At 69.2% G+C, this 12,623-nt stretch carries 14 protein-coding genes and 1 pseudogene; 7 read left to right on the top strand and 8 right to left on the bottom strand.

The features are described 5' to 3' along the window. Positions 1-830: 830 nt before the first annotated feature. The 8 genes and pseudogenes from NI17_RS09380 to NI17_RS09350 all read right to left on the bottom strand — a co-directional run bounded on the left by NI17_RS09380 (position 831) and on the right by NI17_RS09350 (position 7,524). A complete protein-coding gene (locus NI17_RS09380; RefSeq protein WP_084012904.1) occupies positions 831-1,313 on the bottom strand; it encodes a cytochrome P450 in 483 nt (160 codons plus the stop codon). Between the two features lie 736 nt (positions 1,314-2,049). Continuing rightward, positions 2,050-2,280: a hypothetical protein gene (locus tag NI17_RS09375; RefSeq protein ID WP_068694220.1), complete on the bottom strand. Its 231-nt coding sequence runs from the start codon at positions 2,278-2,280 to the stop codon at positions 2,050-2,052. Then, positions 2,277-2,651 (bottom strand): aminotransferase class III-fold pyridoxal phosphate-dependent enzyme, encoded by a 375-nt coding sequence (locus tag NI17_RS09370; RefSeq protein ID WP_170163085.1) that lies wholly within the window; start codon positions 2,649-2,651, stop codon positions 2,277-2,279. The genes NI17_RS09375 and NI17_RS09370 overlap by 4 nt, the downstream gene beginning before the upstream one ends. 276 nt (positions 2,652-2,927) lie before the next feature. Then, positions 2,928-4,727, bottom strand: a complete 1,800-nt coding sequence (locus tag NI17_RS09365) for an ABC transporter ATP-binding protein (RefSeq protein WP_068694224.1) — start codon at positions 4,725-4,727, stop codon at positions 2,928-2,930. Continuing rightward, positions 4,717-6,510 carry an ABC transporter ATP-binding protein gene (locus NI17_RS09360; protein ID WP_243597670.1) on the bottom strand — a complete coding sequence of 598 codons (1,794 nt, stop codon included), beginning with the start codon at positions 6,508-6,510 and terminating at the stop codon, positions 4,717-4,719. Before NI17_RS09360 ends, NI17_RS09365 begins: the two co-directional genes overlap by 11 nt. Positions 6,511-6,672: 162 nt before the next feature. Next, positions 6,673-6,960, bottom strand: a pseudogene (locus NI17_RS09355) (IS30 family transposase); the annotation flags it as partial. Positions 6,961-7,016: 56 nt separating this feature from the next. Further along, complete coding sequence (locus tag NI17_RS24665) at positions 7,017-7,148, bottom strand: zeta toxin family protein (protein WP_424565560.1); 132 nt, start codon at positions 7,146-7,148, stop codon at positions 7,017-7,019. Between the two features lie 112 nt (positions 7,149-7,260). Then, positions 7,261-7,524 carry a hypothetical protein gene (locus tag NI17_RS09350; RefSeq protein ID WP_068694230.1) on the bottom strand — a complete coding sequence of 88 codons (264 nt, stop codon included), beginning with the start codon at positions 7,522-7,524 and terminating at the stop codon, positions 7,261-7,263. 330 nt (positions 7,525-7,854) lie between these two features. Here NI17_RS09350 and NI17_RS09345 point away from each other — a divergent pair, with 330 nt between their 5' ends. From NI17_RS09345 to NI17_RS09315, 7 genes are all read left to right on the top strand, one after another. Beyond that, positions 7,855-8,322, top strand: coding sequence for a hypothetical protein (locus NI17_RS09345; protein WP_068694232.1), 468 nt, complete (start codon positions 7,855-7,857; stop codon positions 8,320-8,322). A 165-nt stretch (positions 8,323-8,487) separates the two neighbouring features. After that, positions 8,488-8,742 carry a hypothetical protein gene (locus tag NI17_RS09340; RefSeq protein WP_119268095.1) on the top strand — a complete coding sequence of 85 codons (255 nt, stop codon included), beginning with the start codon at positions 8,488-8,490 and terminating at the stop codon, positions 8,740-8,742. A 483-nt stretch (positions 8,743-9,225) separates the two neighbouring features. Further along, entirely contained in the window at positions 9,226-9,564 is a 339-nt protein-coding gene (locus NI17_RS09335) for a helix-turn-helix domain-containing protein (RefSeq protein ID WP_068694312.1), read from the top strand. Between the two features lie 17 nt (positions 9,565-9,581). Then, a complete protein-coding gene (locus NI17_RS09330) occupies positions 9,582-10,451 on the top strand; it encodes an ImmA/IrrE family metallo-endopeptidase (RefSeq protein WP_068694308.1) in 870 nt (289 codons plus the stop codon). Next, complete coding sequence (locus NI17_RS09325; protein WP_068694310.1) at positions 10,448-11,062, top strand: PIN domain-containing protein; 615 nt, start codon at positions 10,448-10,450, stop codon at positions 11,060-11,062. Before NI17_RS09330 ends, NI17_RS09325 begins: the two co-directional genes overlap by 4 nt. A gap of 423 nt (positions 11,063-11,485) precedes the next feature. Further along, positions 11,486-11,719: a hypothetical protein gene (locus NI17_RS09320; protein WP_119268094.1), complete on the top strand. Its 234-nt coding sequence runs from the start codon at positions 11,486-11,488 to the stop codon at positions 11,717-11,719. A 58-nt stretch (positions 11,720-11,777) separates the two neighbouring features. Beyond that, positions 11,778-12,317, top strand: coding sequence for a putative immunity protein (locus tag NI17_RS09315; RefSeq protein WP_068691620.1), 540 nt, complete (start codon positions 11,778-11,780; stop codon positions 12,315-12,317). The last annotated feature ends 306 nt before the right edge of the window (positions 12,318-12,623 follow it).

The following is a 12,623-nucleotide window of genomic DNA, read 5'->3' as shown; positions in this document are numbered from 1 at the left end:
TAGTCCGCCAAGCGGCACCACTGTAGAGAAAACCGGAGAACGGCGGAGATCATCCGAAGAATCCGGGAAACACGTCAACCCAGGTCACACCGGAAAACGCGGAAAGCCAACCAGAAATGGCCGAAACCGGCCACATGTGTGCAACGGAGGCAGCGCCCTGTTGAAGGACACCGCACCAGTAGGGTCGGACCGTGGCGCCTTGCTGCGATTGCCCACGGCAGGTTTCCACGGTTCGTCCTTCGAACCCGCCGTGCGTCTCTCAACGCAACGAGCTCTCCGCGGTTCCTCAACAGGTTGTAAGTCGCGAGGTCCACGGGGCCGGAAGGGCATACCCCCTGAACCGGTACCGGGACACCGTGAACCTTTTCCGTCCTGCTTCGCGGAGTTGCAGGACCAGCACCACTCGAACGAGTTCGCCGACCCGGTGCGGGCAGCACCGCACCCGGCGGAGGACGTGCCGGTTCTCCAACCGGGCGACGGCCCGCTCGCCGGGGCTGCGGAGCCTGGCGTGGGCGGAGTTGACGTCCTTCTTCCACCGTGGCTTGCCCCGGCCCCTGAACGGACAGACACCACCTCCGGAGGGCAGGCCGACACAGGCCCTTGTCGGCCGGACCAAACAGCCCCGCGGTCTTGATCCGCTCGGCGAGCCGCCAGATGTAGAAAGGAACTGCCTGGTCGAACTCGTCTGCCAATTCCTCGTACATCTGCGCGGTGCTCGCGATCACATCTCTCCCGCCACCGGTCGGATCCGCTTCCTGTGTGTTGTTCACACACGGTCTCATGACTGCTGTGAGGAATGGCCTACGTGCCTCCCCTCTCTTGAAGGAGCGTCAAGACCATGTGACGTTCAACTCTCGCAGGCCGTAGACCAGCACGTGGTCCAAGAAACCGAAGAGGCCCTCTGGCGTGGTGAGGCGGAGCTTGGGGAGCCGCTCGAAGAGCGCGGCGATCGCCAGTTCCGCTTGTATCTGCGCTACTGAACTTCCAAGGCAGCGATGTACTCCGTAGCCGAAAGCCAAGTGCCCTCGTGTGTTTCTCGTCATGCCGAAATCGTCAGAATTCGGGAAGACGGACGGGTCGCGGTTGATCGTGGGCAGGTGGACGATGACGGCATCACCTTCGCGGATCAATTGCCCTCCGATCTCCACGCCGTGAGTGGATACCCGGGCCACGCCGTGTTGGATGACGGTCCAGTAGCGCAGCGACTCGTCAACGGCCGGGGCGGCCCATCGCCGGGGGCACTCACTCATCCGGCAGCGTTGGTTCTCGTCCCTGGGCAGAGAGAGCATCGTCAGGGAGAACAGCCCGGCCACCGTCCGTCTCCAGGCCAGCCACGAGAATGAGGCTGGCGATGCCGACGGCTTGTGCCGTGATCAGTTCGCCGTCGGCTCGGAGCGTGGCGAGCCGGGAGAGGATGTCGCCGCCAGGAGGGCCCGCTTTCGCGTCGATCATCTTCGTGAGCAGACGGTTTGTTCGCCCACTGACCGCGACACGCTGTGCCGTCGCCACGTCCTGGACCTGGAGCTTGCGAGCGCAGTCCATGAAGACCGGCCTCTGACTCGTCCGGCACACCGAACATTTCCGCTGTACCCGCACCGGGAAGCGGAACCGCCACCGTCGCCACCAGGTCGCCGGACGACGCCCCTCCTGCGATCAGGGCGTCGATCAGGCTGGCCACGACCGCGTCCGCCTTGGGACGCAGGCGCCGGACGCGGGCCGCGCTGAAGTCGGAGGTGACCAGTTTGCGCATTGCGGTGTGCTCGGGTGGATCCATGGACAGGAAGTGGCCCGGCACGTGGCGTTCGGAGGAGAGAGGGAAGGCCAGGATAGGCGGGGGTGGTCGAGTCGGAGCTGAAACGCACGTCCGCCAGGACCGTCCTAACCGTCTCGAAGTCCGTGACCATCCAGGCGTGGCCGCCGCGGGCAAGCGCCACCCGGTAGGGGCCGTACCGCCCTCGACAGGAGCTCGGCGGATCGTAGGGGTTCTCCCGGGCTGCGGGAAAACTCGGGCTGTGCACGTTCCCTGTCAAGGCGAGGCCACGCCTTCCGTCAGGAGGATCTTTCCGCGGTTCCGTCCAGCCCTGTACGCAGGGCGTGCTCCAGCTCCTCCAGGTCATCGGGTTCGTAGACGAGAGCGGGAGCCAGCTGGACGCAGCCGGGGCCGGGACTCACGACGGCGCCGGCCGCGTGGATCCTGTCGACGGCCGCCGCGGCTGCGATCTTGCCCGGCGTGCGCAGCCGTATCGCCCGGAAGCATCCTGCGCCGCCGGTGGAACTCACAAGGGGGTGGTCGCTGATGGATTCGAGGAGCTTGTCCAGTCCTGCGGACCCCGCTTCCCGTTCTGGAGCGCGTCGAGCCGCTCCATCTCACCCGTCACCGCGGTGATCGCCGCGCAGGTGGAGGGGGAACCGGCCTGCGTCTCCGCGTGGACGAGGGAGGCATCGGCCCGGGTGAACACCGACAGGACCTCCGTCGAGGCCACGACCGCGGCCGCCGCGCACGTGCCGTTGGTCAGTCCCTTGGAAGCCAGCAGGATGTCGGGCGGCTCGGGCCACTCCTGGCCGGCGAAGTAGGGACCGGTCCGGCCGAACCCTGTGGCGACAGGTGGCGAACAGGACCCGGCCGTAGTGGTCCTGGCCGCAGACCCCAAGGAGCGCGTGGGCCGCCTCGACGGCGGGACTGTGGCCACCCCGGAACAGGCTCAGGGAGGAGTGGTCGATCAGGGCTGTCCCTACCGCCTCGGCGACGCGCTGATTCCCGTAGCCCAGGTTGGAGCTCCACAGGCCGCTGGTCGCGCACAGGCGCCACCGGTCGCCGGCGAAGCGGACGCGGACTCCCCGGGCGTGCGTGGCCGTGTACTCGGGAACTCCGAAGCTGCTCGGCCGTCCCAGGAGTTCCCACAGGGGGTACCGGGGGTTCACGGTGGTCACCTCTCGATTCGGTAGGCGCGGGCCTGGATCCCGTACAGATCGGCGTAGCGTCCGCCGAACTCCATGAGTTCTGCGTGGGTGCCCTGCTCGATCACCCGCGCCCCGTCCATGACGACGATGAGGTCGGCCATACGCACGGTGGAGAAGCGGTGCGAGACCAGGAGCGTGATGTGGTCCCGGTGCTTCAGGGCCCGGGCTCGCTCCGCGTACCGTTCGAACAGCAGGTACTCGGTCTCGGCGTCCAGGGCGGAGGCGGGCTCGTCCAGGAGCAGGAGCAGGGGATGGTCGCGCATGTAGCCGCGGGCGAGCGCGACCTTCTGCCACTGTCCCTCGGACAGCTCGGCCCCATCGGCCCACGTATTGCCGAGCTGTGTGTCCAGCCCCCTGTCGAGCCGTTCGACCAGGGCGCGCGCGTCCGCCCGCTCGACCGCCCGACCGACGGCCTCCCCGTCATCGGCCCTGGGCAGATCACCGAGGCCGATGGACAGGCGCAGCGGGTACTCGAAGCGCGCGAAATCCTGGAAGGCGCCCGAGAGCCGGGTACGCCAGGCGTCGGCCGGCACGTCGGCCAGGTCGCGGCCGTCGACGAGGATCCGTCCCGCGTCGGGTTCGTACATCTTGGCCAGGAGCTTGACCAGGGTGGACTTGCCGGCCCCGTTCTCTCCGACGACGGCCACCACCGCTCCCGCCGGAAGGTGGAGTGAGACACCGTCCAGGATCCGCCGGTCCGTCCCCGGGTAGCCGAACGAGACGTTCTCCACGGTGATGCCGGAGCGCATCCGCTCCGGCGCGGCCGCGACGCTCCGCCCGGTGGAGGCTGCGGACAGTTCCTCCAGCCACAGCAGGCGGCGGCCCCCCTCCAGCCAGATCGTGCGCAGGAAGTGGACCTGGCGCAGCGTCTGGCCGATGTACTGGGCCAGACGGCTTCCGGCGGTGAGCAGCAGGACGACGTCGGCCGCCGAGCCGGTGCCCGTCGCCACCCACACGACGGAGGCGACGAACGCGCAGCTGAAGACCGCCAGCGCCGCCGACTGCCACGCCGCGGTGGTCCACCGGGCCCGGGACATGATCCGGTGGCGCGCGGCCCAAGCCTGGTGACGCCCCTGGCGTACGCGCTCCCGGGCCCGGGTGACGCGGAGCTCGCGCCCGGGGGACGCCTTCGTGCCGAGCAGGAAGAGGTGCCGTGCCAGGCGCTCGTGGTGTCCGACCCTCTCCTGCAGAGCGTGCTCCACCCCGCCCCGCCAGTGGGAGACCAGGGCGGTGGGCACGGCGAACAGGCACAGCAGTCCGAGCAGGGGGTGGATGGTCATCAACAGCGCCATGGTCAGGCCCAGGCGCAAAAGGGCGCCGATCGCCTGGAACAGGTACTGGTAGACCTCGCTGAGGGTATCGGCGTGGTCCCGCAGCAGCTGGACGCGGTTGACGTAGGCGGGGCGTTCGTGGTGCTCCAGGGAGGGGATGCCGCTCTGCAGCCGCACCACGTGCGCTTCCATGAACACCGCGGCACGGTCGGCGAAGCGACGGTTGGCCCTCTCGCCCACCACGCGCAGCAGCCAGCTCAGGGCGGCCAGCGCTCCCAGGAGTACGGCGGCGGTGATCATGTCGACCTGGCCGCCGAAGAGCACCGCCTCGGCGAGCCACGCCAGTGCGGCGGCGACCAGGACGTCGGGTAGGGCGGCACCGACCGTGGTGGCGAACGCGACGGCGATGAGTCCGGGGGAGGCCGTCCACCCCAGTCGGAGTATGCGGCCCAGTGCCCGCCAGGAGGAGGGCAGGGGGTGGTCCTCACGCGGCATCGTCGGATCCGTCCTGTTCCTCGTTGAACCGCGCGGCCTGGAGTTCGAAGAGCCGTGCATAGGTGCCCTTGAGGGCCATGAGTTCGTCGTGGCTCCCGAGTTCCACGACCCGGCCCTGGTCCACGACGCAGATCCGGTCGGCGCGGCGGACCGTGGAGAAGCGGTGGGAGATGAGGATGGTGGTGCAGCCCTCTGTGGCCTCCAGCACCCGGTCGAAGACCTCGGCCTCACCGCGCACGTCCAGTTGGGCCGTGGGTTCGTCCAGGACGACCACGCCCGCGCCCTGGCGCACAGCGCACATGACCCGGGCGAGGGCGATGCGCTGCCACTGCCCTCCGGACAGGTCGGTGCCGTTCTCATACCCCGGGGAGAGCACGGTCTGCAGATCGCGCAGACCCGCGGCGCCCGCGGTCGCCAGGGCTTCGAGGACCTCCTCGGGGGTGGCGCCCAGGGGCGCGACGTTGTCCTTGAGCGGGAGTTCGTAGCGGATGAAGTCCTGGAAGATCGCGCTGATGCGGCGACGCCAGGACTCCAGGTCCAGGTCCCTCAGGTCCGTGCCGTCGACCTCGATCGTCCCCGAGACCGGGTCGTAGAGACGGCACAGGAGCTTGACCAGGGTCGACTTGCCCGCCCCGTTGACGCCGACCACGGCCAGCGAACCGCCGGCCGGAATGGTCAGGTCGAGGCCGTCGAGGACCGGCGAGGACATGCCCGGGTAGACGAAGGTCACGTCGCGGAACCGGATCTCGGCTGCGGGCATGCCCTCCGCCGGGGTCCGGCCGGAGACCACGGCGCGGGCCGCGGCGGTCGAGGACATCGTCCTCTCCACGCGCAGCACCGACATCACGCCTTCGGCGGCCAGGGACAGGGCCCAGTTCAGGCCGCCGAAGGCCAGGGCGCTCGCGCCGACGGCCGCGTAGGCGAAGGTGCTCACCTGGCCCAGGTCGATGGCGCCCGTGGCGGCGTCGCGTCCCAGGGACCAGAAGAACAGTCCTCCGGAGACCACGAGGACCAGGACCATCCAGCGCATCGGCTTCTGCCGCAGCCGGGTGGCCTGCCAGCGCAGTTCGACGAGGGTGCGCCGGTCCGAGGCGAAGCGGTCGGTCAGCCAGTTCGCGAGGCCGAAGAGCCGGATCTCCTTGGCGGCGGGGGAGTCCACCGCCAGCCTGTAGGAGTACTCGGCGCGGCGTTGGGCGTCGAGGACCTCGCCGGTGTTGCGGTCCCACTGGGTGCTTTCGCGCAGCAGCCAGTGGGTGGAGAGCCAGGCTCCTCCCACCAGGAGGGGCGCCCACCACGCGTAGGCGGCCAGGACGGCCGCCTGGGCCAGGCCCGCGACCGCCTCGACCAGGCCGCCCGCGATGATGCCCATGGACAGGTGCAGGGGCGGGCCGCTCATCCCGAGGTCGAAGTCCCGGGCGGCGGTCAGTTCGTCCATGTGCTCGCGGTTCTCCAGGTGCGCGACACCCTCGGGGGCGCCGGCGGCCACGAGCAGGCGATCGTGCAGCCGGTCGGAGGCGTGCTCGCCCAGGAGGGAACCGACCTGGGAGTGCAGAGGCGTCAGGAGCTGCATGAGGACGAAGACCGCGCCGATCAGGATCAGCGGTGTGCGGATCGGGGCGCCGTCGGCGAGGGCGCCGACGAGCACGCCGACCGCCACGACGAAGACGGCGGGCAGGACGCCTTGGAGCAGGATCAGGGCCCACCATGTCGCGGTGAGCCACGGGTGCGACCGCCACAGGGTGGCGAAGAAGACCCATTCCTTCCGTGAGGTGATCGAGGACAACAATCCGCTCGTAGGGCGAACCACTTCTCCGGTGATGGGGATGGACACCCTGGAACCAGCCTTTCCCTGTGTGCGGGCCTGCTCGTGAATATGTGACCCCGCACGAGTGTGAGGCCCTCGACGCAGTAGGGTGAAATCCAACGGTCGCCGCAACACGCGAAGTCAGTTGGCGGCCGTGAGGAGCTTAGCGAGACGCTCGGCTGGGATGTCCCAGCCGAGCGTTTTGCGTGGACGACCGTTCAGCTCGACGGCCACGGCCTCCAGGTGCTCCAGGGAGTGCTGTGAAAGGCCGGTGCCCTTGGGGAAGTACTGGCGGAGCAGCCCGTTCATGTTCTCGTTCGAGCCGCGCTGCCAGGGGCTGGCCGGATCGCAGAAGTAGACCGGGATGTCGGTGGCCAGCGTGAACTCGTGGTGGCGGGCCGTCTCGTTGCCCTGGTCCCAGGTCAGCGACCACGCCTGCATCGCCTGTTCCGTGGCCGGCGGCATCTCGTGTGGGCGTTCTCGCATCAGCTCCGGAGATACTTCGGGTGGACGGGCCGGAACTCATCAGGGCTGATCTGGACGATACCGGGATGGTCCTGAGTGATCCGCTTGAGAGAGCTGGACTTGCCCGTCGCCAGCTGTCCTCCCAAGAGCACGACGACCGGCCGGTGGGGGGCTTGGCGGCACCGAAGACCTTGTCCCGGATGAGGTCGTTGAAGCGTGTGGTGAGGGTGTCCTCGTCGAGGTGGAACTCCGTGTAGTCCGTCATCAAATCGCACGCAGAACGCGCAGCTCCCGCTCCAGTTCCAGTACTTGCGCGGTCATACCCTCGCGATCCTCCGGGGCGACGTTTCGCTTGAGGTCCCGGATCCGCTGCATCTGCCGGTTGGCCTGCCGCTGGTCTTCAGGGCGGTCCTGGGCGTCGCCGTAGCGTCCGGCGTATTCACCGGCGACCTGGTTGGAGACCTCCATGAGGATTTCGTGGATCACGGTGGTCGGTGTGTCCGGGCTGAAGCGCGCTGAACCGGCCATGATTCTCCTTGCTGTTGGCGGGTCGGGGTGGCCCTCCATTTCACTGACCGATGTCGGACTTCTCCCGCCACCAAGTCATCCCGCTCTCCCCTGTTGATCCGGCTGAGATGCCGACCCGTGGCGATATGGCCGATATCGGCCACCGTCGCACGTCTTGATCCGAAACACCGTTGTCCAACCTTCGGTGGATTCCGCTGCACGGCGGACGAGAGGCAGCAGAGCCGGGATTCCGATCCACCCGGAACGCGGTCACCGAACGCGAGATCGCTGAGGTGGACGCGATGGTCTGGGAATGGGCGAACTGAACCTTTCTCATCCTGCTTCGCGGAGTTGGAGGACCAGTACCGCTCGGACGAGTTCGCCGGGTGCGGTGCGGGCAGCACCGCACCCGGCGAACTCGTCCGAGCGGTACTGCCGATCCTCTTCATGTACCTGGGCGTAGGCGACTGGAACCCCGCCCTGCTGTGGAGCACCGAGGCGCTGACGGGGCAGGGACGGTTCCTGCTGTACGCGGTCCTGATGACCCTGACCGGGTTCGCCGCCCCGCTGCTGGCCCGCCGCAACCTGACCGGAATCATCGCCGTCACCGTGCTCATCGCGCTGACGATGGCCCAACTGTTCGCCGCCGTACCGGCCGCCGACGCCCTGCTGCCGCTGAGCGCAGCACGCAACCTCCTGCTGGAACCCACCACCAACGTGCTCACCGCGAGCCCGGCGCACGGTGCGGCGGTACTGGTCGGCTGGGCGGTGCTCACCGTCGCGGCGGCGGTCGCGCTCCACCGGTGGGACGCCCGGTGACGGCCGAAGCAGCCACCGCGGCGGTGCGCTGGCGGGACGTGCTGGCGGGCGAGGTCACCAAGATCGTCACGCATCCGGCGACGTGGCGGGCCATCGTCGCCGCACTGGTGCTCAACACCGGACTGGGCGTCGCTGCCGCCACCGACGCCGTCCGCGTCGGCACCGGTGGCGCTGTCCGATCTCGACGGCGTGATGATGGCGCCGGTCCACGTGTTCGTCTGCGTCGCGGCCGGCAGCGGGTACCACCACGGCCAACCGCGGGTGACACTCGCCGCGGTGCCCGGCCGGCTGCGGCTGTACACCGCGAAGCTCGCGGGACTGCTGGCGATGACCGTGCCCAACGCCGTGGCCGTGGCGACCCCGGCCGTCGTGCCGCAGGAGGCGTCGGCGCCGATCGCGGTGGAACTGCTCCGCTGGTAGGCGTTCCACGTCGCGCTGTCGGTGGCCGGCTTCGGCCTCGCGATCATCACGCGCAACGTGGTGGCGCCGCTGGCGGTCCCGGTACTGGCGCCCGCCCTGGTCGCCACCGGCGTGTTCCAGGTGCCGGAGGTGATCCGGCTGCTGCCGCACGAGGCCAGTCTGAGCCTGGTGGGCACCCCGGGCCTACAGCGCCACCGGACTCGTCCCAGTCCTCGCCGCGGCGGTCCTCGCGGGGGTGGCGGGCGGCTACTCTCTTCTACACCCGGACTCCTGCCCCGGACGGCGCGCGTGGGCTGCGCGGGTGGTCGGCCGCCGGGTGAGGCGGTTGCTCGGACGGCCCCGCTCGACCGGGGACGGGGCTCAACACATGTGGTGTCGGTGAGGGGGCGTGTCCGGCCGTTCGGACCGTGGCGCGGTACAGGGCGTACGCCTATACTTGAATCAGGTTCGAGCAAAGTGATTCAGACTGGTGGGGTGGTGACGATGGCAACGGCGGACATCGGCGCGCGAATCGAACGCGCCCGTGCGACAGCGGGTCTGAGCCAGCGCGCCCTCGCTGACGCCACGGGTATCTCGCAGTCCACCCTGTCCCGGATCATTTCCGGGGACCGGGCGGCGAAGATGCCGGAACTCGTGGCGATCGCGTGGGAGACCGGGCAAACGGTCGCCCAACTCACCGGAACCGGGGCGGTGTCCGAGCGTGTACAGTGCGCGGCCCGCGCCACCAACGGCTCCGACATGAGCGACATGCGCCAGGCACTGCTGGACTTCCTGGAACTGGACGCCTACCTGGACGACCAGGCCATTCCCGCCACGATCTGAAACGGGGCCGAAGAACTGTGAGTGCTGAAGCCGAAGGCCGCGCCGCTGCCGAACGGTTCCGCAGTCAGCAGAACCTGGGCGTGCAGCCGTTGGGTGACCTCGTGGCGATCATCGAGCAGGCCACGGGGATCGACGTGGCCATACTCGACGCCGACCAGGATCAACACGGCCTGATGATGCGGGACCCGCAACGCGACGCCGTGTTCATCGGCGTCGCGTGCACCCGCAATCCGATGCGGCAGCGCAGCACGCTTGCCCACGAACTCGGCCACGTCCTGTTCGCAGACGTGACGGACAGTACGGCGGGCGGCTGGAGTCACCGGTCTCCTGAAGAGATCCGAGCCGACGCCTTCGCCCGGCACCTGCTCATCCCGATCGAGGGTCTGCGTCAATTCCTCGGGGAGCGAGGATCGCTGACCCAGTCCGTGCTCTCCGAGACCGTTCAGCGCTTCCTGGTTTCACCCAAGATTGCCGCGATCGCGCTGTACCAGGCGGAATACATCGATGATGCCACCAAACAGGAGTGGTTGTCACTCACCACGCCGCAGTTGGCCACGCGGTTCGGATGGAGCGACCAGTACCGCGCCCTCCAGGACGAATCCGCTCGGCGCAGGGCCCCGCAGCGGCTGCTCGCCCGAGCCGTCAGAGCCTACGCCGAAGGCGCGCTGTCCATACAGGCCATCGCCACGCTTCGCGGCATCACCCGGCAGGAAGCCGAAACGGAGCTGCGGGAGGCGGGAGTGGTTCCGTGCGAACGGCCGGTCGTGTGGGCCGACCCCACCGAACTACCGGACGTTGAAGTGGACCTCGCGGCTTTGGACGAAGCTCTCAACACGCCCGACCACACCCCCGAACCCCCCGACACGACAACGAGAGAACGCGAATGAGCCACCGGCCGATCATCGACGCCGGCCCCGGCCTGAACTTCCTCTCCATCAACCAAGAGCGTCTCCTCATCAGCGTTCTGGGCAGGCTCAGCGCCCCGGAGACCGTGCAGGACGAGGTGCTGGACAAGTCCCGGCGGGACAAGCGCTTCCGTAGTGCCGAGAAGGTCTGGAGGAAGCTGACCCCTGACTGGATGCAGATCCTGTCCGACGACCAGACTCCCGAACTCGCGGCCGTCGTCCAGCGCATCACCCACCAGCCCATGGCCGAACGGCTGAAGCGCCCCAAGGACCTGGGCGAGATCATGGTCATCGCCCACGCGGTCGTTACCGCCGAAACAGGCCAGAAGGTGACCGTGCTCATCGACGACGGGCAAGGGGCACGGACCGCCACCTCGGAGATCGACCGCCTCAAGCGGCTCCGGCGCAGCGGACGCCCAGTGGGATCGATCACCCTGGCCAGCACGCTGACCGTCTTGGAACGCGCGGCACAGAAGAAGCGCATTGCAGGCAAAGCAGATATGCGTCAGCTCTACCGGCGGTTGCGCGAACTGGATGACGGGCTTCCACCGATCGAGGCGACCAGACTGCTGTCGCCCGACCTTTGGCCCTGACCGTGTCCTCACCGCACCAGAGCGCAGTATGTAACACCATGCACGTCTAGCGGCCCCGGCCGAGAAAAGCGCCTCCACGGCAGCCAGCCGTCGTCGTTCTAGGAGCTGGCCGTGCCGTGCTCCCTTGGGCGCTCTGGAAATTCTGCCCGAGACAGCGCCCTGCCCCGGCGCGGAAATGTGCGCCAACCCGCGGCGCTCTGAGGGCGAAACCACAAAAATCACCTGAAGTCCACGGGGTCGGCCTGGTCGCAGGAACAGTTCCCTGGCCGGGCTTCCACGGGGTTGTGTGCTGCCTGGTGCGGCCGCCGGTGGCGGTTTATACCGATGATGACGGTCGAGGACCTCACCGCACAGGTGGCCGCCCGCTACCGGGGGCGTGGATGTCGGCGTGGCGGTGGCGGCAGGCTTTCGAAACCGGAGGGCGTGAGGTACTGCGGTCCAGGGGCCTGCGTCGCGGTCTTCGCGGCCGCCAGCGGGTACCACCACGGCCAATCGCGGGTGGCACTCGCCGCGGTGCCCGGCTGGCTGCGGCTGTACACCGCGAAGCTCGCGGGACTGCTGGCGGTGACCGTGCCCAACGCCGTGGCCGTGGCGACCCCGGCCGTCGTGCCGCAGGAGGCGTCGGCGCCGATCGCGGTGGAACTGCTCCGCTGGTAGGCGGTCCACGTCGCGCTGTCGGTGGCCGGGGGTTTGCGCCCCTGGCAGAATCGGGGCCATGGCGGTCGTGTCCGGGGACTTCGAGTTGACGATGGACGAGCTGCGGGTTGTGGCGCGCTACGCGGCTGAGAGCGCGCAGGAAGTCCTCCCCGTATTCGAGGACGCCGTGCCCGGTGATCCCCGGCCCCGAGCGGCCGTCGACGCCGCCTGGGAGTTCGCCAACGGCGCGAGAAGGACCAGGTGGCAGCGCGTCGCCTCGCTGGACGCGCACCGGGCGGCGAAGGAGGCGGCCACCGAGGCCGCACGTCTGGCCGCACGCGCCGCCGGCGATGCCGCGTCCGCCGCGTACCTGCACCCGATCGCGAAAGCCACCCAGGTGGGCCACATTCTGCGCGCCGCCGCGTGCGCGGCGCGCGCAGCCGAGTTGCACGCGGGCGGCGATCCGGCCGTTGGAACCCGACTGGTCGAGCAGGCTCGGAAGCGGGCCACACCGGTCCTGGTCGACGTCCTTCGCCGGTACCCACCCGCGCCGACCGGCAGGAGCCGTGTCACGCAACTCATGGCCGGCTTGGACGCCTCCCTGCGCGCCTTCTGCTGAGGGAGTCCACCGCGGGCCCGGGGCCCGGTTCTCCCGCAGCCGCGGCCAGGCGGCGGAGGAGCGCCCGAGCAGTGAGATCCGGGCGGCCCGGTCGGCGACACGGCCGCCTCCGGCACCCGACACCGCGCGACGGGCACACCCACCTACCCGAGCGACCCCCGGGAGCCCGGCCCGACCGCCGAGAGGCCCGGTGGTCGGGCCGGCCCACCGGCATTCATGGTCCTGGCGGCTCGGACGGAATCGCTGACGCGATGCACGCGTGCAGGACGGCGGCCCCGAAGGGCTGTCCAGGAAGTGATGAGGACC

Source organism: Thermobifida halotolerans, from assembly GCF_003574835.2.
GTDB classification, from domain to species: domain Bacteria; phylum Actinomycetota; class Actinomycetes; order Streptosporangiales; family Streptosporangiaceae; genus Thermobifida; species Thermobifida halotolerans.
This window is presented reverse-complemented; position numbering and strand designations above follow the sequence as displayed.